The organism is Actinokineospora bangkokensis, assembly GCF_001940455.1.
GTDB classification, from domain to species: domain Bacteria; phylum Actinomycetota; class Actinomycetes; order Mycobacteriales; family Pseudonocardiaceae; genus Actinokineospora; species Actinokineospora bangkokensis.
This window is the reverse complement of the sequence record NZ_MKQR01000004.1, coordinates 85848-110170: the sequence shown is the minus strand read 5'-3', so window position 1 is coordinate 110170 and position 24323 is coordinate 85848. Positions and strand designations below refer to the sequence as shown.

23 protein-coding genes are annotated in these 24323 nt (G+C 73.5%); 7 read left to right on the top strand and 16 right to left on the bottom strand.

What is annotated here, in order from left to right; all coding sequences use genetic code 11:
* Nucleotides 1-14: 14 nt before the first annotated feature.
* Genes dapF through BJP25_RS02430 form a run of 3 tightly spaced genes read right to left on the bottom strand, consistent with a single transcriptional unit; the run spans nucleotide 15 to nucleotide 2507 of the window.
* Complete coding sequence (gene dapF, locus BJP25_RS02440) at nucleotides 15-845, bottom strand: diaminopimelate epimerase (RefSeq protein ID WP_075973109.1); 831 nt, start codon at nucleotides 843-845, stop codon at nucleotides 15-17.
* A gap of 34 nt (nucleotides 846-879) precedes the next feature.
* On the bottom strand, nucleotides 880-1779 hold the full coding sequence (gene miaA, locus BJP25_RS02435; RefSeq protein WP_075973108.1) for a tRNA (adenosine(37)-N6)-dimethylallyltransferase MiaA: 900 nt from the start codon (nucleotides 1777-1779) through the stop codon (nucleotides 880-882).
* Nucleotides 1776-2507: a class III extradiol ring-cleavage dioxygenase family protein gene (locus tag BJP25_RS02430; RefSeq protein WP_075973107.1), complete on the bottom strand. Its 732-nt coding sequence runs from the start codon at nucleotides 2505-2507 to the stop codon at nucleotides 1776-1778. The genes miaA and BJP25_RS02430 overlap by 4 nt, the downstream gene beginning before the upstream one ends.
* Before the next feature lie 541 nt (nucleotides 2508-3048).
* Between BJP25_RS02430 and BJP25_RS02425 the strand changes: the two genes are divergently transcribed.
* Nucleotides 3049-4413, top strand: a complete 1365-nt coding sequence (locus BJP25_RS02425; protein ID WP_075973138.1) for a DUF349 domain-containing protein — start codon at nucleotides 3049-3051, stop codon at nucleotides 4411-4413.
* Between the two features lie 84 nt (nucleotides 4414-4497).
* Here the strand turns inward: BJP25_RS02425 and BJP25_RS02420 are convergent, their stop codons facing one another.
* A complete protein-coding gene (locus BJP25_RS02420; RefSeq protein ID WP_075973106.1) occupies nucleotides 4498-5043 on the bottom strand; it encodes an Rv2732c family membrane protein in 546 nt (181 codons plus the stop codon).
* On the bottom strand, nucleotides 5040-6536 hold the full coding sequence (gene miaB, locus BJP25_RS02415) for a tRNA (N6-isopentenyl adenosine(37)-C2)-methylthiotransferase MiaB (protein ID WP_075973137.1): 1497 nt from the start codon (nucleotides 6534-6536) through the stop codon (nucleotides 5040-5042). Before miaB ends, BJP25_RS02420 begins: the two co-directional genes overlap by 4 nt.
* 55 nt (nucleotides 6537-6591) lie before the next feature.
* On the opposite strand from miaB, the gene BJP25_RS02410 reads away from it, so the two are divergent.
* Nucleotides 6592-7566, top strand: a complete 975-nt coding sequence (locus BJP25_RS02410) for a TAXI family TRAP transporter solute-binding subunit (RefSeq protein WP_075973105.1) — start codon at nucleotides 6592-6594, stop codon at nucleotides 7564-7566.
* Here BJP25_RS02410 and BJP25_RS02405 read toward each other — a convergent pair.
* Complete coding sequence (locus BJP25_RS02405; RefSeq protein WP_075973104.1) at nucleotides 7545-8966, bottom strand: sensor histidine kinase; 1422 nt, start codon at nucleotides 8964-8966, stop codon at nucleotides 7545-7547. The two genes, BJP25_RS02410 and BJP25_RS02405, sit on opposite strands and share 22 nt — an antisense overlap.
* A gap of 25 nt (nucleotides 8967-8991) precedes the next feature.
* On the bottom strand, nucleotides 8992-9660 hold the full coding sequence (locus BJP25_RS02400; protein ID WP_075973103.1) for a response regulator transcription factor: 669 nt from the start codon (nucleotides 9658-9660) through the stop codon (nucleotides 8992-8994).
* A gap of 196 nt (nucleotides 9661-9856) precedes the next feature.
* On the opposite strand from BJP25_RS02400, the gene BJP25_RS02395 reads away from it, so the two are divergent.
* The 4 genes from BJP25_RS02395 (at nucleotide 9857) to BJP25_RS02380 (ending at nucleotide 13110) form a co-directional block, all read left to right on the top strand.
* Entirely contained in the window at nucleotides 9857-10585 is a 729-nt protein-coding gene (locus tag BJP25_RS02395; protein ID WP_143218845.1) for an amino acid ABC transporter ATP-binding protein, read from the top strand.
* A 55-nt stretch (nucleotides 10586-10640) separates the two neighbouring features.
* Entirely contained in the window at nucleotides 10641-11531 is an 891-nt protein-coding gene (locus tag BJP25_RS02390) for a glutamate ABC transporter substrate-binding protein (protein WP_075973101.1), read from the top strand.
* A 77-nt stretch (nucleotides 11532-11608) separates the two neighbouring features.
* Entirely contained in the window at nucleotides 11609-12256 is a 648-nt protein-coding gene (locus BJP25_RS02385; protein ID WP_075973100.1) for an amino acid ABC transporter permease, read from the top strand.
* The gene (locus BJP25_RS02380) at nucleotides 12253-13110 is read left to right on the top strand and encodes an amino acid ABC transporter permease (protein WP_075973099.1); all 858 of its coding nucleotides are present in this window, start codon (nucleotides 12253-12255) and stop codon (nucleotides 13108-13110) included. The genes BJP25_RS02385 and BJP25_RS02380 overlap by 4 nt, the downstream gene beginning before the upstream one ends.
* Before the next feature lie 70 nt (nucleotides 13111-13180).
* On the opposite strand, the gene BJP25_RS02375 is transcribed toward BJP25_RS02380, so the two are convergent.
* The 7 genes from BJP25_RS02375 to BJP25_RS02345 all read right to left on the bottom strand — a co-directional run bounded on the left by BJP25_RS02375 (nucleotide 13181) and on the right by BJP25_RS02345 (nucleotide 20099).
* Nucleotides 13181-13936 carry a succinate dehydrogenase/fumarate reductase iron-sulfur subunit gene (locus BJP25_RS02375; protein WP_075973098.1) on the bottom strand — a complete coding sequence of 252 codons (756 nt, stop codon included), beginning with the start codon at nucleotides 13934-13936 and terminating at the stop codon, nucleotides 13181-13183.
* 2 nt (nucleotides 13937-13938) lie between these two features.
* Complete coding sequence (locus BJP25_RS02370) at nucleotides 13939-15837, bottom strand: fumarate reductase/succinate dehydrogenase flavoprotein subunit (protein ID WP_075973097.1); 1899 nt, start codon at nucleotides 15835-15837, stop codon at nucleotides 13939-13941.
* A gap of 13 nt (nucleotides 15838-15850) precedes the next feature.
* Nucleotides 15851-16633, bottom strand: coding sequence for a hypothetical protein (locus BJP25_RS02365; protein ID WP_075973096.1), 783 nt, complete (start codon nucleotides 16631-16633; stop codon nucleotides 15851-15853).
* 48 nt (nucleotides 16634-16681) lie between these two features.
* Entirely contained in the window at nucleotides 16682-16963 is a 282-nt protein-coding gene (locus BJP25_RS02360) for a hypothetical protein (RefSeq protein ID WP_075973095.1), read from the bottom strand.
* 420 nt (nucleotides 16964-17383) lie between these two features.
* Nucleotides 17384-18592, bottom strand: a complete 1209-nt coding sequence (locus BJP25_RS36420) for a regulatory protein RecX (RefSeq protein ID WP_143218840.1) — start codon at nucleotides 18590-18592, stop codon at nucleotides 17384-17386.
* An 11-nt stretch (nucleotides 18593-18603) separates the two neighbouring features.
* The gene (recA, locus tag BJP25_RS02350; RefSeq protein WP_075973094.1) at nucleotides 18604-19653 is read right to left on the bottom strand and encodes a recombinase RecA; all 1050 of its coding nucleotides are present in this window, start codon (nucleotides 19651-19653) and stop codon (nucleotides 18604-18606) included.
* Nucleotides 19654-19904: 251 nt separating this feature from the next.
* Nucleotides 19905-20099: a DUF3046 domain-containing protein gene (locus tag BJP25_RS02345; RefSeq protein WP_075973093.1), complete on the bottom strand. Its 195-nt coding sequence runs from the start codon at nucleotides 20097-20099 to the stop codon at nucleotides 19905-19907.
* A 70-nt stretch (nucleotides 20100-20169) separates the two neighbouring features.
* Between BJP25_RS02345 and BJP25_RS33955 the strand changes: the two genes are divergently transcribed.
* Nucleotides 20170-20322, top strand: a complete 153-nt coding sequence (locus BJP25_RS33955) for a hypothetical protein (protein ID WP_158075587.1) — start codon at nucleotides 20170-20172, stop codon at nucleotides 20320-20322.
* A gap of 81 nt (nucleotides 20323-20403) precedes the next feature.
* Here BJP25_RS33955 and BJP25_RS02340 read toward each other — a convergent pair whose 3' ends face one another.
* Both BJP25_RS02340 and BJP25_RS02335 read right to left on the bottom strand, forming a co-directional pair.
* Nucleotides 20404-22224 (bottom strand): Hsp70 family protein, encoded by a 1821-nt coding sequence (locus BJP25_RS02340; RefSeq protein ID WP_075973092.1) that lies wholly within the window; start codon nucleotides 22222-22224, stop codon nucleotides 20404-20406.
* A 55-nt stretch (nucleotides 22225-22279) separates the two neighbouring features.
* Nucleotides 22280-24301: an Hsp70 family protein gene (locus tag BJP25_RS02335; protein ID WP_075973091.1), complete on the bottom strand. Its 2022-nt coding sequence runs from the start codon at nucleotides 24299-24301 to the stop codon at nucleotides 22280-22282.
* Nucleotides 24302-24323: the final 22 nt, after the last annotated feature.

Sequence of the window (24323 nt, the reverse complement as noted above, 5' to 3'; positions counted from 1 at the left end):
CACAGTGGAACAGGTCAGGCCAGGGCGTCCCACCAGGACTGCGCGAGCTCGCCCTCGGCCACGAACTCGGCCGGGCCGGTGAGGGTGCTGCCGGTGTCGGTGACCTCGACGGTGACCGTGCCACCCGGGATGTGCACGGTCACCACGCCGGTGGTGCGGCCCTGGGCGTCCAGGGCGGCGGCCGCGGCGGCGACGGTCCCGGTGCCGCAGGAGCGGGTCTCCCCCACCCCGCGCTCGTGGACGCGCATGCGCACCTCGTCGTCGGTCACCGGTTCGACGAACTCCAGGTTGACGCCCTGGGGGAAGGTGGCGGGGTCGAAGCCGGGCTGGGTGGCCAGGTCGAGATCAGCGACCGCGTCGACCACGCAGGCCAGGTGCGGGTTGCCGACGTCGATGCCCAGGCCGTCCAGCTCGCGGCCCGCGAGCCGGGCGGTGGAGCGGCCCAGCCTGCGGACCGGTCCCATGTCGACGGTGACCGTGCCGTCCTGGTTGACCGTGGCCGGGCGCAGGCCCGCCCGGGTGCCCACCGGCACCTCCGGGCCCGCGGCGAGGCCGGTGTCGGTGAGGTAGCGGGCGAACACCCGAACGCCGTTGCCGCACATCTCGGCGATCGAGCCGTCGGCGTTGCGGTAGTCCATGAACCAGACGTCGCCGTCGATGCCGCCGGGGGCGTCCGGCAGGGCCTTGGTGCGCACCACGCGCAGCACCCCGTCGGCGCCGAGGCCGCGGCGCCGGTCGCACAGGGCCCGGACCCGGTGCGGGGTCAGGTCGAGGTCGCCGTCGGGGTCGGGCAGCAGCACGAAGTCGTTCTCCGTGCCGTGCCCCTTGCTGAACGCGATCGCCACGCCACCAGGCTACGCGGCGGCGCCCGGCGGGCCCTCAGCGCGGCAGCAGGGCGAGGACCGCCTCGACCAGGCCGGGGTCGGCGGCGTCGAACCAGGTGGTGCGGCGGTCGCGGCGGAACCAGGAGCGCTGCCTGCGCACGAACCGGCGGGTGGCCCTGGCGGTCTCGGCGGCGGCCTCGTCCACCGTGGACGTCCCGTCGAGGACGGCGAGCACCTGCTGGTAGCCCAGGGCGCGCGGGGCGGTGCGGCCCGCGCGCAGCCCGACCTCGCAGAGCGCGTGGACCTCCTCGACCAGCCCGGCGGCGAACATCCGCTCGACCCGCAGGTCGACCCGGGCGTCCAGCTCGGCGGGGTCGCGGTCGACGCCGACCAGGACCGCGCCGTAGCGGGGTGGGCCGGGGGTGGGCAGGGTGGCGGAGAACGGCTGCCCGGTCAGCTCGATGACCTCCAGCGCGCGGACCAGGCGCCTGCCGTTGCTGGGCAGGATGGACTCGGCGGCCACCGGGTCCAGCCCGCTCAGCCGGTGGTGCAGGGCGGGGGCGCCGACCACCGCCAGCTCGTCCTCCAGGCGGGCGCGGATGCCCGGGTCGGTGCCGGGGAAGCGCAGGTCGTCGAGGACGGCCTGGACGTAGAGGCCGGAGCCGCCGACCAGGATGGGCACCCGGCCGCGGGCGAGGACGTCCTCGACGGCGGCGCGGGCGTGGCGCTGGTAGGCGGCGACCGAGGCGGTCTCGGTGACGTCGAGGACGTCGAGCTGGTGGTGCGGGACGCCGCGCCGCTCGGCCGGGGTCAGCTTGGCGGTGCCGATGTCCATGCCGCGGTAGAGCTGCATGGCGTCGGCGTTGACCACCTCGCCGCCCAGCCGCTCGGCCAGGGCCAGGCCGAGGTCGGACTTGCCGGTGGCGGTGGGGCCGACGAGGGCGAGCGCGGTCACGCCGGGTCCCAGACGGCCACGTGGTAGGCCACGCCGAAGGGCACCAGCGCGGTGGACCGGGTGCCGCGCCAGGTCCGCCCGTCGGCGCGCAGGGCGGCGGCGAGAACCTGCCAGGGTGCGCGGCCTGCGGCGCCCAGGTCGGCGGCCACGGCGGGGTCGAGGCCCGCGAGCGCGGCCAGGTCGGCGGTGGCCAGGGCGCGGGCGACGGCGTCGTCGAAGGCGGGGGCGCGCTCGTCCGGCCTGCCGACGGCGTGCTCGCCGTGCCGGTGTGAGCCATCACCCACCACCAGCAGGGCGACCGGGTCCGGGCCGGACAGCTCGGCGGCCAACCGGGCGCCGTCCCTGGCGCAGTCGGCCGGGGTGGCGTCCTGGGCGACCAGGTGCACGGGGACGTCGGCGGCGTCGACCTGGCCGCGCAGCCAGCCCGCGACCAGCACGGGCAGCGGCAGGTCGGCGGCTGGGGGCCGCCGGTCCTGGGCGGGGTTCACCCGCTGGAGTGAGACGGGCACGTCGGCGCCGTAGGGGGCGAAGGTGCCGGTGGTCGCGGGCGGGTGGTGCGCCGGGCGGGTGTGCGCGCCGACCGCGACCCAGTGGTCGCTGCTCGCCAGCAGGGCCGCCGCCGCGTCCCGGCAGGCCGCGCGCAGCCGCTCGGCGTCCTCGTCCGGTCCGCCGACCAGCTCGGGGACCAGCAGGGGCGGCTGGGGCACCACCGCGACTCGGGAGATCACGGTGGCGAGGTTACTGTCCGTCGAACTATCTTGGCCGCCGCAGCCCACGGCCGGACGATTTGCGGCACCATGATGTGCAGAGCGGCCTGCCGAGTACCCGTGCGCGTGCTGACCTGTTTGAATGCGCGCGGTACGCCCGGGCCGCACGGCCGCCGAGGCCGTACGCACAGTGCTGGGCCCCGCGCGAGCGGGGCGCCCGCGGGACGCGGGCAACGCAGGCGGGAGGGAGCCGGTCATGACCGACAACAACGAGGGCACCGCGGACGCGGGCACCGGGCCGGGCACGGCCGAGGGCACCACCGGTGACCCGGTCGAGTCGACGCCCACGTACTCGGCCCCGACGCCGGTCGAGGGCGCCACCGCGAGCGCGGCACCGGCCGGGACCGCGACCGGCGAGGTCGCCGACGACCAGGCGGACGCCCCGGCCCCCGCTGCCGACAGCGCCCCCTCAGACAGCGCCCCCTCCGACAGCGCGCCTGCTGACGATGCGCCTGCTGGGGTCGTCGAGTCCGCCCCGACCTACTCCGCGCCCGCGGCCGCCGTGCCCGCGCCGGTCGAGGCCGCCCCCGCACCGCCCGCCGCACCGGTCGCGCCCGCGCCCCCTGCCGACGCCGCCCCCGCCGCCGCGCCCAGCCCCGCCTCGGTCACCCCCGGTGGCGCCGGCGCCGCGCCCGTGGTCGCCGTGGCCTCGGCGGACCCGGGCAAGTGGGGCCGGGTCGACGAGGACGGCACCGTCTACGTCAAGACCGCCGACGGCGAGCGGGCCGTGGGGTCGTGGCAGGCGGGCGAGCCCACCGAGGGCCTGGCGCACTACGCCCGCAAGTTCGACGACCTGCGCACCGAGGTCGAGCTGCTGGAGGCCCGGCTGACCTCCGGGTCCGGCGACCCGAAGCAGGCCGCGGCCAGCGCCAAGCAGATCCGCGACGGGCTGGCCGAGGCCACCGTGGTCGGTGACCTCGACGGGCTCGCCGCCCGGATCGACTTCGTCCTGGGGCACGCCTCGAAGGCCGTGGACAAGGCCAAGGCGGCCCGCGACCAGGCCAGGGCGGCCGCGGTGGCGCGCAAGCAGGCGCTGGTCGAGGAGGCCGAGAAGCTGGCCGACGAGTCCACCCAGTGGAAGGTGGCGGGCGACCGGCTGCGGGCGATCCTGGACGAGTGGAAGACGGTCAAGGGCGTCGACCGCAAGACCGACGAGCAGCTGTGGCGCCGGTTCTCCAAGGCCCGCGACACCTTCAACCGCCGCCGGGGGTCGCACTTCGCCGACCTCGACCGCCAGCGCGCGCAGGCCAAGACCCGCAAGCAGGAGCTGGTGGAGCTGGCCGAGGAGCTGTCGGAGTCCGACGACTGGGGCCCGACCGCGGGCCGCTACAAGGACCTGATGGTCGAGTGGAAGGCCGCGGGCCGCGCGCCCAAGGACGCCGACGACCAGCTGTGGCAGCGGTTCCGGGCCGCGCAGGACAAGTTCTTCGCCCGCCGCTCCGCGGTCTTCGACGAGCGCGACGCCGAGTTCGCGACCAACGCCAAGGCCAAGGAGGAGCTGCTGGTCGAGGCGGAGAAGATCGACCCGAGCACCGGCCTGGACGCCGCCCGCAGCGCCCTGCACCGGGTGCAGGAGCGCTGGGAGGAGATCGGCAAGGTCCCGCGCGAGCGCATCCGCGAGCTGGAGGGCCGTCTGCGCGCGGTCGAGGAGCGGGTGCGCCAGGCGGGCGAGGCCCAGTGGCGCCGCACCGACCCCGAGGCCGAGGCCCGCGCCGCCCAGTTCCGCGAGCGCGTGGAGCAGTTCGAGGCCCAGGCCGCCAAGGCGCGCGCCGCGGGCGACAAGCGCCGCGCCGAGCAGGCCGAGGCCCAGGCCGCCCAGTGGCGCGAGTGGCTGGCCGCCGCCGAGCAGGCCGTCGCCTCCCGCTGACGCACCAGCGCGAAGGGGCTCACCTCCGGTGGAGGTGAGCCCCTTCGCGCGTGGTCGCCCCTGGCAGGAGCAGGACGAGGCGGGTCAGGCCGGGTCGTCGGGGTCGGGGTGGGTGGGTTCGGGCTTGGAGGGGTCCCGGGACCACGCGGTGCGGAACCACAGGATCGCCAGGACGACCATGGCGGCCTCGGCGATGACCATGCCGAGGCCCGCACCGGGGCCGGGGGTGGTGCCGCGGACGAGGGACTGCTCGGTCCAGATGGCGAGCAGGCCGTCGACGGCGGCGAACCAGCCGCCGATGGCGGCGATCCAGGTCATGCCCCAGCGGCGGGTGTTGAGGGCCAGCGCCGAGGCGAGGATGCCGAAGAGGGTGCTGGTGAAGGCGAACAGGCGCGGGACCGAGAGCACGCCGAGCTGCTCGGCCGGGCCGAAGCCGAAGAGGATCTCGAAGCCGAGGGCGTCGCCGCCGGGGGTGTGCACCCAGGGCAGCACGAGGCCGACGATGAGGGCGAACACCGCGACGGCGATGACCAGCGCGCGCACGCCCAGGTCGACGGTGCGCACGGTGGCGGTGCCGCGGGCCTCCACGTCGGCGCGCAGCTGCTCGTAGGCCTTGCCCGGGTCGGTCATCGGACTCCTCCGTCGAGTGCGGGGACCTCCGCCGCGCAGGCCTGGGCGGGGGGCAGGGGCGCGGGGGCGCCGAAGGAGGGCAGGCCCAGGCCGACGCCGCCGGTCTTGGGGCGGATGCCCGCCTCGTGGTTGTCGCCCGCGCGGGTGCGGCGGTGGGAGACGAGGGGGCCGTCGGCGACCAGGTGGTGCGGGGCGGCGTAGGTGATGACCGCCTCGACGACGTCGCCGGGGCGCACGTGGGTGGTGCCGGGGGTGAAGTGGACCAGGCGGTTGTCCCTGGCGCGGCCGCTGAGGCGGTGGGTGTCGGCGTCCTTGCGGCCCTCGCCGACCGCGGCGACGACCTCGACGGTGCGGCCGACCTGCTCCTTGTTGAGCTGCCAGGAGATGTCGTTCTGCAGCTGCACCAGCCGGTCGTAGCGCTCCTGGACGACCTGCTTGGGCAGCTGGCCGGGCATGTCCGCGGCGGGGGTGCCGGGGCGCTTGGAGTACTGGAAGGTGAAGGCGCTGGCGAACCGGGACTCGCGGACCACGTCCAGGGTGGCCTGGAAGTCCTCCTCGGTCTCCCCGGGGAAGCCGACGATGATGTCGGTGGTGATGGCCGCGTCGGGCATGGCGGCGCGGACCTTCTCGATGATCGAGAGGTAGCGGGCCGAGCGGTAGGAGCGGCGCATCTCGCGCAGCACCCGGTCCGAACCGGATTGCAGCGGCATGTGCAGCTGGTGGCAGGCGTTGGGCGTCTCGGCCATCGCGGCGATGACGTCGTCGGTGAAGTCCTTCGGGTGCGGGGAGGTGAACCGGACCCGCTCCAGGCCCTCGACCCCGCCGCAGGCGCGCAGCAGCTTGCCGAAGGCGAGCCGGTCGCCGAACTCCACGCCGTAGGAGTTGACGTTCTGCCCGAGCAGGGTCACCTCCAGCACGCCCTCGGCCACCAGCGCCTCGACCTCGGCCAGCACCTCGCCGGGGCGCCGGTCGCGCTCGCGGCCGCGCAGCGAGGGCACGATGCAGAAGGTGCACGTGTTGTTGCAGCCCACCGAGATCGACACCCAGCCCGAGTGCGCGGAGTCGCGGCGGGCGGGCAGCGTGGAGGGGAAGACCTCCAGCGACTCCAGGATCTCCACCTCGGCGCTCCGGTTGTGCCGGGCGCGCTCGAGCAGGGTGGGCAGCGAGCCGATGTTGTGCGTGCCGAACACGACGTCGACCCAGGGGGCGCGGCGGACGATCTCGCCGCGGTCCTTCTGCGCCAGGCAGCCGCCGACGGCGATCTGCATGTCCGGGTTCGCCGACTTGGCCGGGGCCAGGTGGCCCAGGTTGCCGTAGAGCTTGTTGTCGGCGTTCTCGCGCACGGCGCAGGTGTTGAACACGACCACGTCGGCGGTGGCGCCCTCGGGCGCGGCGGTGTAGCCCGCGTCCTCCAGCAGGCCCGACAGCCGCTCGGAGTCGTGGACGTTCATCTGGCACCCGTAGGTGCGGACTTGGTAGGTGCGCGCGCTCATCTCGCTGTCCGAGGGTACGCGGGCCGGTCGGCGGGGGTTCTGGCACCATCGGCCAATGCTGCCCAGGCGCCCGCGGACCCGGCTCGGCGCGCTGCTCGCCGCCCTGCTCGCGGTGGCCGCGCTGACCAGCGCCTGCGACACCACCTTCCCCGGGACCCGGCTGCGGTTCGCCTCGGGCGGTCCTGGCGGGGTGTACAACGCGCTGGCCAGGGGGTTGTCGGCGGCGTGGGAGGAGCAGCTGGGGCTGGCCGGGACCGACGTGCAGGAGACCAACGGGTCCGGCGACAACGTGCTGCGGTTGCAGTCGGACAAGGCCGACGTGGCGATCAGCGCGGCGGACGTGGCCAGCCGGGCGGCCTCCGCGCAGCGCTCCGACGACCCCCGCGCGCTGGTGGCCCTGGCCCGCATCTACGACGACTACCTGCACGTGGTGGTGCGCCGGGACTCCGGCATCGAGACCCTGGCCGCGCTGGCGGGCAAGCGGGTCGCGGTGGGCACCCGGGACTCGGGCACCCGGGTGATCGCCGACCGGGTGCTGGCGGTGGCCCAGCTCCAGGTGCGCGAGGTCGAGGACAACCTCAAGTCCTCGGTGCTCAAGCTGCGCTCGGGCGAGGTCGACGCCTTCTTCTGGTCCGGCGGCCTGCCCACCAACGACGTGGAGGCGCTGGCCAGGGACACCCCGGTCCGGCTGCTGGACCTGGGCGACCTGCTGCCGCAGATCCGCCGGTCGGACCCGGTGTACAACGCTTCGAGCATCCCCGCCTCGACCTACGGCACCGGCGTGGCGGTGGCGACGCTGGCGGTGCCGAACTTCCTGCTGACCACCCGGGCGGTGCCCGACGAGCTGGCCGAGCAGCTGACCAGGGGCCTGTTCGACGCCCGCGACCGGATCATCGGGTCGAACCAGGCCGTCGGGCAGCAGAACGCGGTGGCCGCGGCGCGGGCGATCGACGTGCTGCCGGGCATCGAGACCGACCCGGTGCCGCTGCACCCGGGGGCGCTGGCCTACTACCGCTCGGCCGACGGCTGAGGCCCCGCGGCGGGCACCTCGGCGGTGACCGCCAGCCCGCCGCCGTCGGGCAGGCTCAGCACCAGCTGCCCGCCCACCCGCTGCACCAGCCGGGACACGATCGACAGGCCCAGCCCGGAGCCGGGGACGTTCTGGTGGGCGTTGCTGCGCCAGAACCGGTCGGTGGCCCTGGGCAGCTCGTCCTCGCGCAGGCCGGGGCCGTGGTCGCGGACGGTGAGCCGGACGAGGTCGTCGTCGACGTCGGCGGCCACCTCCACCGCGGCCCCCGGCGGGGTGAACTTCAGCGCGTTGTCCAGCAGCGCGTCGAGCACCGCCTCCACCGAGCGCGGCGGCATGAGCACCCGGGTGGCGCCGACGGAGGCGTCGACGTGCAGCGGCACCCCCTTGGCCTCGGCCACCACCCGCCAGTCGGCGGTGCGGTCGGCGACCGCGGCGTCGACGTCGACCGGGACGAGGTCGTCGCGGTCGGCCTCGGCGCGGGCCATGGACAGCAGCTCGTCGAGGATGCGGTTGAGCCGGTCGGCCTCGGCCACCGCGGCCACCCGGTGCGCCTCGGCGGTGGCGTCGACGTGCCCGTCGAGGTTGACCAGGCGCAGCTTGAGCGCGGTGAGCGGGTTGCGCAGCTGGTGCGAGGCGTCGGCGACGAACGCGCGCTGGGCGGCCAGGGTGCCGCTGACGCTGGCGGCCATCCGGTCGAACGAGCGGCCCAGCTCGCGCAGCTCCGGCGGCCCCTGCTCGGCGCCGACCGGGTCGGCGTCGCGGCCGCTGACCACCGCGGCGACGAGCTCGCCGGTGGCCTGGTCGAGCCTGCGCACCGGGCGCAGGATCCAGCGCACCACCGGCACCGCCACCGACAGTGCCAGCGCGAACGCCAGCAGCCCGCCGCCCGCGATGCCCACCCACCACCACAGGATCGTGGTGCGGGTGGCGGCGGTCGGGGAGACGACCACGACCGCGCCGCGCACCTCGCCGTCGGCCAGCACCGGCGCGGCGAGCACCAGCGGGTCGGTGTCCCAGGGCACCAGCAGGGGCCCCGGCCCCGGCCGCCTGCCCGCCAGGGCGAGCCCGATGGCGTCGCGCACCGCCGGGTCCGCCAGGTCGATCATGGGACGACCGGAGCCGTCGGCGGAGCTGACGGCGCGCTCGCCGTCGGCGTCGACGACCACCACCGACACCCCGTAGACCTCGGCGTAGCGGTCGAGGCTGCCGCGCAGCAGCCGGGGCTGGGCGTCGGTGAGCGGTTGCTGGGCCAGGGAGGAGAAGCGGTTGAGGGCGGTGAGCCGCCGCAGGTAGAGGTCCTGCTGCTCGGCCCCGGCCACCGAGCGCGCCAGCGGCACGCCGAGGCCGAACACCACCAGGGCGATCAGGAACCAGACCATGCCCAGCAGCCGCGTGCGCACCCCGCTCCTCCCCCGCCCGGCGGTCTCAGCCCGCGAACCGCGGCTGGCCGCTGAGCCGGTAGCCCACGCCGCGCACGGTCTCGATCAGCCCGCTGCGGCCCAGCTTGGTGCGCAGGTTGGCGATGTGCACGTCCAGCGAGCGGTTCTCCGCCGCGCCCGCGTGCTGCCACACCTGGTCGAGGATCGTCTCCCGCTCGCAGACCGCGCCGCGGGCGTTGAAGATGAGCGCGAGCACCTGGAACTCCTTGCGGGACAGCAGCACCGGCACTCCGTCCACAGTGACCTCCCGGCGGTCGAAGTCGACCCGGGCGCCGTCGAGCTCGGCCACCGGGTTGGCCCCGGTGCGCCTGCGGTGCACGGCGTGGATGCGCGCCACCAGCTCGTCGACGTCGTAGGGCTTGACGACGTAGTCGTCTGCCCCGGCCTGCAGGCCCACCACCTTGTCGTGCACCTCGCCCAGGGCGGTCACCATGATGATGGCGACGTCGCCGGAGACCTCCCGCATGCGCCTGCACAGCACCACCCCGTCCACATCGGGCAGGCGCAGGTCGAGCAGCACGACGTCGACCTCGCCGACCAGCTCCAGGGCGCCCGCGGCCGAGGGCAGCCTGCGCACGGCCAGCCCGTGCCTGGCCAGGGCGGGCACCAGGGCCTCGGCGACGGGGTCGTCGTCCTCCACGAGCAGCACTCGCACGCGTGTCCTCCGGTTCCCGAGCGGCGGGTGTGACAGAGTTGAGACCCTAAGTGTTGCTCAAGCGACATGGACATCGGCACCAGCGGGGGTAGCTTCTGCCCATCGCGAGCCAGACAGACGTCGCCCAACGTTCACGCAAGCCCTCGTGGGAGGACCCATGACCGCCCCGGACCCCGAGTCGACGTCCGGAACTTCGATGATCAGCGTGCAGTCGGTCGACAAGCACTTCGGCCCGCTGCACGTGCTCAAGGACATCACCCTGGAGGTCCCGAGGGGGCAGGTCGTCGTCGTGCTCGGCCCGTCGGGCTCGGGCAAGTCGACGCTGTGCCGGGCCATCAACCGGCTGGAGCCCATCGACTCCGGGCGCATCGCCATCGACGGCAAGCCGCTGCCCGCCGAGGGCAAGGACCTGGCCAGGCTGCGCGCGGACGTGGGCATGGTGTTCCAGTCGTTCAACCTCTTCGCGCACAAGACGATCCTGGAGAACGTCACCCTGGCCCCGGTCAAGGTGCGCAAGACCCCCGCCGCCGAGGCCCGCAAGACGGCGATGGAGCTGCTGGAGCGGGTGGGCATCGCCGCGCAGGCCGAGAAGTACCCGGCCCAGCTCTCCGGTGGCCAGCAGCAGCGCGCGGCCATCGCCAGGGCGCTGGCCATGCGGCCGAAGGTGATGCTGTTCGACGAGCCGACCTCGGCGCTGGACCCGGAGATGGTCCAGGAGGTGCTCGACGTGATGACCGGCCTGGCCGCCGAGGGCATGACCATGGTCGTGGTCACCCACGAGATGGGCTTCGCCCGCAAGGCGGCCAACCGGGTCGTGTTCATGGCCGACGGGGAGGTCGTGGAGGACACGACCCCGGAGGAGTTCTTCACCGCGCCCAAGTCCGTGCGCGCCCGGGACTTCCTCGGCAAGATCCTGACCCACTAGTGGAGCCGGGGAGTCGACCGACTCGCCGCTGGACAGATTCTGGAGACAGACAACGATGAGGGTTCGTACCCTGGTCACCGGGCTGCTCGCCACCGGGCTCGTGCTGAGCGCGTGCGGCAAGGAGGGCTCGCCGGACACCGCGTCCGCCCCGTCCACCACCGCGGCCGTCGAGGCCAACGTCGACGTCGCGGGCTCGCCGACCTTCGCCAAGATCAAGGCCGCGGGCAAGGTCCGCATCGGCGTCAAGGAGGACCAGCCGGGCCTGGGCTTCAAGGACCCGACGACCGGCAAGTTCTCCGGCTTCGACATCGAGATCGCCAAGCTGGTCGCGGCCAAGCTCGGCTTCGACGAGAGCAAGATCGAGTACAAGGTCGTCCAGTCCGCGGGCCGCGAGCAGGCCATCGTCAACGGCGACGTCGACTACTACGTCGGCACCTACACCATCAACGACAAGCGCAAGCAGCAGATCTCCTTCGCGGGCCCGTACTTCGTGGCCGGGCAGAGCCTGCTGGTGCGCTCGGACGAGAGCACCATCACCGGCAAGGACACCCTCAAGGGCAAGAAGGTCTGCTCGGTGACCGGGTCCACCCCGATCCAGCGGGTGCGCGACCAGGGCCTGACCGAGCCGGGCAACATCGTCGAGTTCCAGGGCTACGCCCAGTGCGTCGACAAGCTGCTGGCCAAGGAGGTCGACGCCGTCACCACCGACGACGCGATCCTGCTCGGCTTCGCCTCCCAGGACAGCGACAAGCTCAAGGTCGTCGGCGAGCCCTTCTCCAAGGAGCCCTACGGCATCGGCCTGCCCAAGGACGACAAGGCCCTGCGCGACAAGGTGAACGACATCCTGGAGGCCTCGTTCAAGGACGGCACCTGGCAGGCCATCTACGACGCCACCCTGGGCAAGTCGGGCACCAAGGTCAGCCCGCCGTCGGTCGACCGCTACTGATCCGGCAGTCCCCCGAGCGGGCCGGTGACCGACCGGTCACCGGCCCGCTCCCCTAACACGGCGCTGGAGAAGCCAACATGCGCGTGCTGTTCGACAACCTGCACTACTTCGTGGACGGCTTCCGCGTCACCGTCCTGCTGTTCCTGCTGTCCGCGGTCGCGTCGCTGGTCGGCGGCACCGTGCTGGCGATGATGCGGGTCAGCCCGGTCCCGGTGTTCCGGGCGGCGGGCACGCTGTACGTGACGGTGGTCCGCAACACCCCGCTCACGCTGGTCTTCCTGTTCTTCGTCTTCGCCTACCCGCTGCTGGAGATCGTCGAGCTGTCGTACTTCGCGGCGGCGGTCGTGGCGCTGTCGGTGTACACCTCGGCGTTCATCTGCGAGGTCGTGCGCTCGGGCATCAACACCGTGCCGGTCGGGCAGGCCGAGGCGGCGCGCGCGCTCGGGCTGGGCTTCAGCCAGTCGCTGGGCCTGGTGATCCTGCCGCAGGCGGTGCGCGCGGTGGCCCCGCCGATGATCTCGACGCTGATCGCGCTGCTGAAGAACACGACCATCGCGGCGGGCTTCTCCGTCGCCGAGGCGGGCGCGATCCGCCAGATCCTGTCCGAGAGGGGCGAGAACCAGCTGCTCGTGCTGACCTTCGTCGCCCTGGGCTTCATCGTCCTGGTCCTGGTGCTCACCCTGGTCCAGCGTGCCCTCGAGAAGCGTTGGAGCCGCGCCCGATGAGCAACGTCCTGTTCGACCTGCCCGGCCCCAAGGCCCGGGTGCGCCACCGCGCCCTCGGCGTCGTCGGCGTGCTGGCGCTGCTCGGGGTCATCGCCTACGTGGTCTACCGCTTCTACGACAGCGGGCAGTTCACCGGCGAGAAGTGGGAGTGGTTGCAGTACCAGAAGGTCCAGGAGGACCTGCTGGCCGCGGTCGGCAACACCCTCAAGGCCTTCGCGCTGGGCGCGGTGCTGGCGATCGTGTTCGGCGCCGTGTTCGCCGCGGGCAGGCTCTCCGAGCACGCCTGGGTGCGCGCGATCTCCTCGGTGGTGGTGGAGTTCTTCCGGGCCATCCCGCTGCTGATCCTGATGTTCCTGTTCTACTACGGCCTGCCGGTCGCGGGCGTGAAGATGACCCCGTACGCGGCGGTCGTGCTGGGCCTGACGCTCTACAACGGCTCGGTGCTGGCGGAGGTGTTCCGCGCGGGCGTGCTGGCCCTGCCCAAGGGCCAGTCGGAGGCGGCGTACGCGCTGGGCATGCGCAAGACGCAGGTGATGGTCCAGGTGCTGCTGCCGCAGGCGCTGCGGTCGATGCTGCCGACGATCATCAGCCAGCTCGTCGTGCTGCTCAAGGACACCGCGCTCGGCTTCCTCATCACCTACGAGGAGCTGCTGAACTACGCCCGCTACATCGGCTCGCAGGGGTCGTTCGCCCGGCCGATCGTGCCGACGACCATCGTGATCGGCGCCATCTACATCGCGCTGTGCCTGCTGCTGACCCTGCTGGCCAACTACCTGCAGAAGCGCTCGCAGCGCAGCCGCAAGACGCCGGACGCCACGATCGGCGACGAGGAGCTGGTGAAGGCCAACGCCTGATCCGCGCAGCTCAGAGGCGGTACCCCGGTCCGGGGTACCGCCTCTTCGCGTTGCGGGGGCGCCGCGCGGCTCAGGGGGTGCGGCGGCGGAAGAGCTTGTTGCCGAGCCACACGATCGGGTCGTACCTGCGGTCCGCGACGCGCTCCTTGAGCGGGATGAGCGCGTTGTCGGTGATGCCGATGTGCTCGGGGCAGACCTCGGTGCAGCACTTGGTGATGTTGCAGTAGCCCAGCCCGTGCTCGTCCTGGGCGGCCGGGACGCGGTCGGCGGAGTCGAGCGGGTGCATCTCCAGCTCCGCGATGCGCATGAGGTGGCGCGGACCGGCGAAGCGCTGCTTGTTGTCCTCGTGGTCGCGCAGCACGTGGCAGGTGTCCTGGCACAAGAAGCACTCGATGCACTTGCGGAACTCCTGCGAGCGCTCCACGTCGACCTGGCGCATCCGGTACTCGCCGGGGGCCACGCCCGGGGGCGGGGCGAAGGCGGGCACCTCGCGCGCCTTGGCGTAGTTGAACGACACGTCGGTCACCAGGTCGCGCACCACCGGGAAGGTGCGCATCGGGGTGACGGTGACGACCTCGTCCTCGGCGAAGGTGGACATCCGGGTCATGCACAGCAGCCGGGGCCTGCCGTTGACCTCCGCCGAGCAGGAGCCGCACTTGCCCGCCTTGCAGTTCCAGCGCACCGCCAGGTCCGGGACCTGGGTGGCCTGCAGGCGGTGGATGATGTCGAGCACGACCTCGCCGTCGTTGACCTCGACGGTGTAGTCGCGCAGGTCGCCGCCCTCGGCGTCGCCGCGCCAGACCCGGAAGCTCGCCTGGTAGGCCACCGCTACTCCGCCCTTCCGGGGTGTCCGGTCAGTTCGCCGTCGGTGTAGTACTTCTCCAGCTCGGGCAGCTCGAACAGCTCCAGCAGGTCGGGCCGCATCGGCACCTGCTCGGCGCGCTCGACCGACACGCCGCCGTCGGTGGCAGTGCACACGAGCAGGGTGTTGCGCCACTGGCTGTCCATCACCGGGTGGTCGTCGCGGGTGTGGCCGCCGCGGCTCTCGGTGCGGGTGAGCGCCGCGCGCGCCACGCACTCGCTGACCAGCAGCATGTTGCGCAGGTCGAGGGCGAGGTGCCAGCCGGGGTTGAACTGCCGGTGGCCCTCCACCACCAGGTTCGGCAGGCGGGCCTTGAGCCGGTCGAGGGTGTCGAGCGCCTGCTGCATCTCCTCGGCCCTGCGGATGATGCCCACCAGGTCGTTCATGGCCTGCTGCAGCTCGTTCTGGATCGCGTACGGGTTCTCCGGCGCCCCGCCCACCTCCGGGTCGAACGGGGCCAGCGCCGTCGCGGCGGCGGCGTCCACGGCCGCCTGCGCCGCGGTGGGGCGGTCGGTGAGGCCCTCGACGTAGTCGGCCGCGCCCAGGCCCGCGCGCCTGCCGAACACCAGCAGGTCCGACAGCGAGTTGCCGCCCAGGCGGTTGGAGCCGTGCATGCCCCCGGAGCACTCCCCCGCGGCGAACAGGCCGGGCACGGAGGCCGCGGCGGTGTCCGGGTCGACCTCGATGCCGCCCATCACGTAGTGGCAGGTCGGGCCGACCTCCATCGGCTCGGCGGTGATGTCGACGTCGGCCAGCTCCTTGAACTGGTGGTACATCGACGGCAGCCTGCGCCGGACCTCCTCGGCGGGCAGCCTGCTGGCGATGTCGAGGAACACCCCGCCGTGCGGGGACCCCCGGCCCTCCTTGACCTCGGTGTTGATCGCGCGGGCCACCTCGTCGCGGGGCAGCAGGTCCGGGGTGCGCCGGTTGGCCTCCTGGTCGGTGTACCAGCGGTCGGCCTCCTCGGTGCTCTCGGCGTACTGGCCCTTGAACACGTCGGGGACGTAGCCGAACATGAACCGCTCGCCGTCGCTGTTCTTGAGCACCCCGCCGTCGCCGCGCACGCCCTCGGTGACCAGGATGCCCTTCACGCTCGGCGGCCAGACCATGCCGGTGGGGTGGAACTGGACGAACTCCATGTTGACCAGGCGGGCGCCCGCGCGCAGGGCCAGCGCGTGCCCGTCGCCGGTGTACTCCCAGGAGTTCGAGGTGACCTTGAACGACTTGCCGATGCCGCCGGTGGCCAGCACCACCGCGGGGGCCTCGAACAGCGCGAAGCGGCCGGTCTCGCGGTGGTAGCCGAAGGCGCCCGCGATCCGGTCGCCGTCCTTGAGCAGTTCGGTGACGGTGCACTCGGCGAAGACCTTGATGCGCGCCTCGTGGTCGCCGCTCGCGGCGAAGTCCTCCTGCTGCAACGACACGATCTTCTGCTGCATCGTGCGGATCAGCTCCAGGCCGGTGCGGTCACCGACGTGCGCCAGCCGGGGGTAGGTGTGGCCGCCGAAGTTGCGCTGGCTGATGCGGCCGTCGGCGGTGCGGTCGAACAGGGCGCCGTAGGTCTCCAGCTCCCAGACCCGGTCCGGGGCCTCCTTGGCGTGCAGCTCGGCCATCCGCCAGTTGTTGAGGAACTTGCCGCCGCGCATGGTGTCGCGGAAGTGCACCTGCCAGTTGTCGTTGGGGTTGGCGTTGCCCATCGACGCCGCGCACCCGCCCTCGGCCATGACGGTGTGCGCCTTGCCGAACAGCGACTTGCACACCACCGCCACCCGCAGGCCCCGCTCGCGGGCCTCGATGACCGCGCGCAGGCCCGCGCCGCCCGCCCCGATGACCACCACGTCGTACCGGTGCCGCTCGACCTCGGTCATGTCGTCCCCTCGCTCAGGTGATCCGCAGGTCGTCGATGGCGCCGCTGGCCACGAGCATCACGTAGAGGTCGGTGAGCACGAGCGTGCCCAGCGTCGTCCACGCCAACTGCATGTGCCGGGCGTTGAGCCGGGACACGAACGTCCACAGCCGGTAGCGCACCGGGTGGCGGGAGAAGTGCTTGAGCCTGCCGCCGGTGATGTGCCTGCAGGAGTGGCACGACAGCGTGTACGCCCAGAGCATCACCACGTTGACCAGCAGGACGACGTTGCCGAGCCCCACGCCGTAGGTGAGCGCGACGACCGCGTCGTAGGTGTTGACCAGGCTCACCAGAACCGCGACGTAGAAGAAGTACCGGTGGGCGTTCTGCACCACCAGGGGCAGCCGGGTCTCACCGGAGTAGGAGCCGTGCGGCTCGGCGACCGCGCAGGCGGGCGGGGACTGCCACACCGAGCGGTAGTAGGCCTTGCGGTAGTAGTAGCAGGTCAGGCGGAAGCCCAGCAGGAACGGCAGGGCCACGAAGCCCAGCGGGATCCAGCCGGGCAGCTCCGGCAGCGGGGTGCCGAAGTGCGCCGAGCCCGGCAGGCACGACTCACTGAGGCACGGCGAGTAGAACGGCGTGAGGTAGCCGTGCTCGCCGACCCAGTACCACTTGCCCATGAAGGAGCGGACCGTCGCGTAGGCGACGAAGGCCAGCAGCCCCAGGTTCGTCAGCAGCGGGGGAACCCACCACCGGTCGGTCCGCAGCGTGCGCGCGGTGATCGTCGCCCGGCCGGGGGCGCCTACGCCTGACGTCATGTGGTCCTCTCGTCCTTGAGAGCTCCGGGTCGGCGAGCGGCGGTGGTGCTACCGCTGGTAGCCGCCGACCCCCTCGTCGTCGGCGCCGTGCCAGAGCGCCGGGTCGTACGGGGTGTCGGGGATGTGCACGACGTCGAGCTCCACCGGCCCGCGCGGGGCGGGCGCCACCGGGGCGGCGCTCAGGTCGCAGGCGTCAATGCCGATGCGCTCCACGTCGTTGTCCAGCCTGCGCACCGCGGGGGTGTCGCCGTAGCGGGAGCGCAGGGACGCCACGCACAGGCGAAGCTGCCCGATCGTCCGCTGCAGTTCGCTCACCTCAGTGCTCGTCATGTCGACCTCCGTGCTGACCGTGGGTCCGTTCGCGGCCGGGTTGGTCGATACGCCGTCGTACCGGGACCGCTCACCGCCGACTGTGCCCGCTGTGAGCAGATGTGACAAGTACCACAGGGGGGCGAGCCGCAGCCAGCCGAAGTCCTGGGGTGGCTCAAAAGCGCGTATGACGTGTGCCACACAGCCGCCACCCACCCGCATCGCCGATCAGCGATCTCCGCAGCTCAGCGGCCGAAAACGAGCAACCGAACCGGATGTGATACCGGGCACGCGCGGGAGTCGCCGCAGGGGTGCTCCCAGCCACTTCCGGGTGATCGAAAACTGGGGTGCCGCCGTCCCGCGATTCGAGACGGCACCGAGCCCGCTTCGAGGCGGGTAGGGGATCGCTGGGGTGCCTGCGCGGGTGCGGCGGGACCGACCTCAGTCGGGCAGGAGGTCCCACTCGATGCGCTCGTCGGTGTCGGTGTCGGTGTCGGCGTCCTCGGCGTCGAGGGCGGCGCGGACGACCCCGTAGGCCATGCCCTCGGCGTAGCCGCGGCGGGCGAGCATGGCGACCAGCCTGCGGATGCGCTTCTGCCGGTCGAGGCCGCGGGTGGAGCCGAGCTTGCGGCGCACCAGCTCAGCGGCCCTGGCCTGCTCGGCGTCGGCGTCGAGGTCGGAAAGGGCCTCCTCGACGACCACCTGGTCCACGCCCTTGCGGCGCAGTTCCTGGGCGATGGCGCGGCGACCGAGGCCCTTGTGCTCGTGGCGGGCGCGCACCCACGACTCCGCGAACGCCTCGTCGTTGATCAGGCCCGCCTTGTCGAACTTGGCCAGCGTCGCGTGGATGACCTCCTCGGGCACCTCGCGCTTGCGCAGCGCCTGCTCCAGCTCCAGGCGCGTGTGGTCGCGCATGGTCAGCAGCCGGTAGCAGATGTCCCTGGCCCGAGCGGCCGGGTCCTGCTCGCCCTTGGCCGAGCGCGGTGCGGTGGGCTGCTCGGCGGCCTGGGCGGTGCGCCTGCGGAACCGCCTGCCCCCGGGCTCCCCCGGCTCCGCAGCGCCAGGAGGGCTCTGGGGCGGGTCGGCGGGGCCCGCGGACGGGTCCGACGCGGCAGGCCGCTGCTCAGCAGGCTCCGGTGCGGCACCGCGCGAATCAGCACCGCGCGGGTCCGCGCCGCTCGGGTCCGCGCCGCTCGGCTCGGTCTGGGGTTCGCCGCGGGTCACGGGCTTGCGGGCCTTGCGCGGGCCTGCGCGTCGAGCACCCCGACGGGCTGGTTCAGCGTCGAACCAGGCCGTCTCCGGGGGTGGGGCGGGTGCGTCGCCGCCGGTGAACCACGCGGGCTCGGCGTCGACCGGCGGGGGTGGTGCCGGTGCCGGGTCGTCGGCGAACCACGGGGGGTCGTCGGCGGCCGGTGGGGGTGGGGAGGGTGCAGCGGGCGGGGCCTGGTCGACGAACCAGGCCTCCGCCGCGGCGGGAGCGGTGGGCGCCTGCCCCGGGGCGGGTTCGGCGTACCACTCGGGGTCGGCGGCCGGTGCGGCGGTGGGCGGCGGCGGGGACGGGGTGTACCAGTCCGCGCCGCTGTCCCCCTCGGGCTCCGGGGGTCCCTGCTCGGGAGCCCCGGAACCCGGGGGTGGGGTGCCGCCGGTCATGGCCGGTCCGCTCAGAACTCGACGGGGGCGGCGGCCGCGGCGGTCTCGTCGGCGTCGAGCTTGGCGCCGATGCCGAGCTTGTCCTTGATCCGCTTCTCGACCTCGTTGGCCACGTCCGGGTTCTCCATGAGGAACTTGCGGGCGTTCTCCTTGCCCTGCCCCAGCTGGTCGCCCTCGTAGGTGTACCAGGCACCGGACTTGCGCAGGATCCCCTGGTCGACACCCATGTCGATCAGCGAGCCCTCGCGGCTGACGCCCTTGCCGTAGAGGATGTCGAACTCGGCCTGCTTGAACGGCGGGGCGACCTTGTTCTTGACGACCTTGACCCGGGTGCGGTTGCCGACCGGCTCGCCGCCGTCCTTGAGGGTCTCGATGCGGCGCACGTCCAGGCGCACCGAGGCGTAGAACTTCAGCGCCTTGCCACCGGTCGTGGTCTCCGGGGAGCCGAACATCACGCCGATCTTCTCGCGCAGCTGGTTGATGAAGATCGCGGTGGTGCCGGAGTTGTTCATCGCGCCGGTCATCTTGCGCAGCGCCTGGCTCATCAGCCGGGCCTGCAGGCCGACGTGGTTGTCGCCCATCTCGCCCTCGATCTCGGCGCGGGGCACCAGGGCCGCCACGGAGTCGATCACGATGATGTCCAGGGCGCCGGAGCGGACCAGCATGTCCGCGATCTCCAGCGCCTGCTCACCGGTGTCGGGCTGGGAGACCAGCAGGGCGTCGGTGTCGACGCCCAGGGCCTTGGCGTACTCCGGGTCGAGCGCGTGCTCGGCGTCGATGAACGCCGCGATGCCGCCCGCGCGCTGGGCGTTGGCCACCGCGTGCAGGGCGACGGTCGTCTTTCCGGAGGACTCCGGGCCGTAGACCTCGATCACCCGGCCGCGCGGCAGGCCGCCGATGCCGAGGGCGACGTCCAGGGCGATGGAGCCGGTCGGGATGACCTGGACGGGTGCCCGGCCCTCCTCGCCCAGCCGCATCACCGAGCCCTTGCCGAAGTTCTTGTCGATCTGGGCCAGGGCGAGCTCGAGCGCCTTTTCCCGGTCCGGTGCTGCTGGTGCCATCTTCGATCCACCTCGAGTCTGTTTCGTGCTCACGCCGGTGACGCTACGGGCAGGGACCGACGATTTCCGACAGGCACGCGTCCCTGTGGATAACTCGGACCCGCGGCCGTGGGGTCGTCCACGGCCAGGCGAACAGGGTAACGAACACGTGTTCGATCGCGCGCACCGACACGCCCGGATGCCGGGTACCCGCGTGTCGGCACTGCTCAGCGGTGGTGCCCCGGCGCACCGGCGCGCGCCACCCGGCCCGGTCAGCGCCGCTCGTCGGGCACCTCGAACGCCTCGCACACGGCCTGCCAGATGTCCTTGGTCGGCAGGCCCGCGTCGAGCGCCTCGTCGACGGTGCGCCCGCCGAGGGCGGCGAAGACGTGGTCGTGGGCGATGGTGTCGGCCCGCTGCGCGCCGAACTCGTCGGCGAGGCGGGCCCGGAAGGCGGTGATGCGCATCGGTGACCAGTCTAGTCCTGGCGCGCCGCCGCCCGGGGTGGGCAGGCGCGGCGTCAGGCACAATCGGGGCATGCCCCTCAACGACCCGCTGCTGGACGTGCTGGTGGCCGTCGAGCCGCCCAGCCCGACCGAGAGCCTGCTGCTGGACCTGGGCGTGGCGGCGAGCTGCGTGGCGGTGCTGGTGTTCGGCATCGTCTACTTCGTGCGCAACCGCCGCCGCTGACACCCTGCCGCTGACACACCTGCGCTGGCACTCCTACGCTGACACACCTGTCGCCGACGACCCCGCCCTGGGCGACCGCGCTCAGGTGCCCGGCTGCACGCGCTGGGTGAAGTAGTCCGCGAGCGCGTCGGGGGTCAGGTCGTCGCCCTCGGCCGTGCGCGAGATCCACCCCACCAGCGGCCGGTCCTTGACGGTGAACACCAGCACCCCCGTGCCGCCGCTCACCCCCGCCCGGAAGCTGCCGTCGAGGCCGTTGCCGCGCCAGTCCGCGAGGACGTGGTCGCCCTCGGACATCGAGCCCAGCTCCTCGCGCAGCACCCCCTGCACCTCGTCCTGGGTGCCGACCTGGGCGTAGCTGACGGTGTAGTCGTCGCTGAGGCCGCAGGTGACGTCGGCCAGGGCGTCGGCGGGGGCGGCCTTGCAGGTGCCGCCGTCGGCCACCGCCCCGGCGAGCTGGCGCAGGCACTCGGTGAAGCCCTGCGCGTCGCGCGCGCCCGCCGACCGGCAGGACTCGGCGCTGGGCAGGTCGTCGCCGCCGAACAGCAGGAACCCGCCCACGGTGCCCAGCGCGAGCACCACCGCGGCGGCCGCGGCGGCGATGACCTTCGACCGGGTGCGGCGGCCGGGGCGCGGCGGGGTCGGGAAGTCCTGCCGCAGCGGCGTCGGGAAGTTCGTCTGGAGGCCCTGGGCGGGGTAGCCGGCGGTGGGCGGGTACTGGCCGCCGAACTGCGGCTGCTGCGCGGTCGGGGCGGGGGTGGCGGTGGGGGTGGGCGGGTTCTGCGGCGCGGGGGCGGCCTGCGCGCCGGGGGTGACCCCGCTGGTGCGCATGCTGATGCCCTCCTGGGTCACCTGGTGCGCGCCGAGGGCCACGGCCGTCTCCGGCTGGTCGAGGCTGGTGGGCACGATCCGCAGCTGCTCGGCGATGAGGGTCGCCACCAGCGGGATGCGGCTGGACCCGCCGACCAGGTAGACCCCGCCGAGCCGGTCGGGGGTGGTGCCGGTGGCGCGGATCGTTGCGGCGAGCAGGTCGGCGCTGCGCAGCAGGTTCGGCCGGACCAGCGCCTCCAGCTCGCCGCGGGTGACCAGCACGTCGTCGAACGGCTCGGGCATGGGCACCTCGGTCTGCGGGTGCCGCGACAGCGCCTCCTTGGCCGCCCGCACGTCCTCCTGCAGCGCCCGCCGGGCCCGCCGGTCCGCTGTGGACTCCGGGCGCAGCAGGTGCTGCCAGCCGCGCGGGTCGCGGTGGGAGACTTGGCGGCCGACGTGCTCGAGCAGGGTCTGGTCGACGTCGAGGCCGCCGAGGTCGGGCAGGCCGTCCTCGGCCAGCACCGCGAAGCCGGACTGGGTGGCGGCCACCACGGCCACGTCGAAGGTGCCCGCGCCCAGGTCGTAGACGGCCAGCGCCTGCCCGGGCAGCAGGGTGTGGCCGAGCGAGGCGAAGTGCGCCGCGGCCGCGACCGGCTCGGGCACCAGCACCAGCGCCGAGCCCATGCCCGCCAGCCGGGCGGCGGTGAGCAGCACGTTGCGCCGTACCGGGCCCCACTGGGCGGGGTGGGTCAGCCGCACCTCGTCGGGGGCGGCCCCGCCGAGCTGGCGGGTGGTCTCCTCGTGCACCCGCTTGAGCACCGCGGCCAGCGTCTCCGCGACCGGGACGACGGTGTCGCCGAGCAGCAGCGTGCCGTCGTCGACGCGGCGCTTGGGGTTGGGCTCGAAGCGGGAGGGGTCGAGCCGGGCGCGGCGCTCGGCGTCGCGGCCCACGACCAGGGTGCCGTCCTCCTCGGCGTAGACCGCCGAGGGCATCGTCGCCGAACCGTCCACTTCGACCACCCGGGGTGGCCGCCCGTGCGCGGAGAGCACCGCGACGGTGTTCGACGTGCCCAGGTCGACCGACAGCACCCGCATGTTCTGACCTCCGGGTCGGGGACGGCCCAAGTCTGGCAGACCCGGGCCGCGCGGTTCAGCTGCCCGGCTTGACCTTGCTGTTGAAGTAGTCGACCAGGGTGGTGTCCGAGCCGCCGGAGAGGTTCACCACGGCCCCGAGCAGCGGGGTGTCGTCCACGGTGAACAGCAGCAGCCCCTGCCCGCTGACCTCGACGGCGTAGTAGCGCCCGGACAGGCCCGCGCCGCTCCAGGTGGCGGTGTCCGCACTGGACTTGGACACGCCCATCCCGCTGAACGCCTGGTCGATGTTGCTCGACACCGCGGCCTGGTTGGGGAACTGGTAGTAGATGGCGGAGTAGCCGCTGCCGAGGGTGCAGGTGGCGGCGGTGGCGCCGGGGGTGTCGAAGGCCTCGCCGCTGAGGGTCATGCCGGACTCGCAGTCGCCGGAGCTCGCGACCGAGCCCGCGATGCTGCGCATGCAGGGGGTGAAGCCCTGGGCGTCGGTGGTGGTGCTGGCGGCGCAGTCGGCCAGGTCCGTCCCACCGGGACCGGTGGTGCCGCCGGAGGTGGCGATCACGATGACCACGATGGCCACCAGCACGACGGCGCCGACCGAGCCGAGGATCGCCCACAGCTTGCCGCTGCCCCCGCCCTGGCGCTGCCGGGGGAACTGGGGACCGGGCGGGAGCTGCTGGGGGTTGTGCTGCTGCTGCTGCGGGGTGTGCTGTTGGGGGGCGTGCTGCTGGAGCGCGGGCTGCTGCGGGCGCGGCGGGCCGGGCTGCTGCACCGGGATCGGGCCCGAGCGCGGCTGCTGCTGGGCCACCACCGGGTTGGGGCCGGAGGCGGGGTTCTGCGCGGGTGTGGGCCGCGAGGGCGGGTTCTGCGGGGCGCGCTGCTGCTGCGGGGTGGGCAGCTTGGGCTGCTGCACGGTGGCGCCGTCGGAGAAGCCGGTGCCGCGGGTGGGGATCACCGCCCGGGTGCGGGCCTGGTCGAGCGCGCCGGACATGTCGCCGGTGCGCATGGTGATGCCCTCCTGGGGCACGTGGTGCGCGCCGAGGGCGACGGCGGTCTCCGGCTGGTCCAGGCTGGTCGGCACGACGTGCAGCTGCTCGGCGATCAGCGTGGCCACCAGCGGGATGCGGCTGGACCCGCCGACGAGGTAGATGCCGACGAGGTTGGCGGGCGACATGCCGGTGGAGCGGATGGTGGCGGCCAGCAGCTCGACGCTGCGCAGCATGCCGGGGCGGATCAGCGCCTCCAGCTCGGTGCGGGTGACCAGCACGTCGTCGAACGGCGCGGGCAGCGGCACCTCGGTCTGCGGGTGCCGCGACAGCGCCTCCTTCGCGGCCTTGACGTCCTCGCGCAGGGCGCGCTGGTCGCGGCGGTCGGCGGTGGAGGTGGGGCGCAGCAGCCGCTGCCACCCGGCGGGGTCGCGGTGGGAGACCTGGCGGCCGACGTGCTCCAGCAGCGCCTGGTCGACGTCGAGGCCGCCGAGGTCGGGCAGGCCCGCCTCGGCCAGCACCGAGAACCCGGTCTGGGTGGCGCCGACGATGGCCACGTCGAAGGTGCCCGCGCCCAGGTCGTAGACGGCGAGCGCCTGGTTGGGGGCCAGGGTCTGCCCGGGGAAGGAGGCGAAGTGGGCCGCGGCGGCCACCGGCTCGGGCACCAGGGCGAGGGTGGAGCCCGCGCCCGCCTGCCGGGCCGCGGAGAGCAGCACGTTGCGCCGCACCGGGCCCCACTGGGCGGGGTGGGTGAGCCGGACCTCGTCGGGCTTGGCGCCGCCGAGCTGGCGGGTGGTCTCGTCGACGACCCGGCGCAGCACGCCCGCCAGCGCCTCGGTGACGGAGACGACCTGGTCGCCCAGCAGCAGGGTGCCCTCGTCGACGCGGCGCTTGGGGTTGGGCTCGAAGCGGGAGGGGTCGAGCCGGGCGCGGCGCTCGGCGTCGCGGCCCACCACCAGCGCCCCGTCCTCCCCCGCGAAGACCGCGGACGGCATCATCGACGCACCGTCGACGTCGACCACGCGCGGTGGCCGCCCGTGCGCGGACAGCACGGCGACGGTGTTCGACGTGCCGAGATCCACCGACAGGACGTTCACTGCTCTCCCCTCATCACCCAAC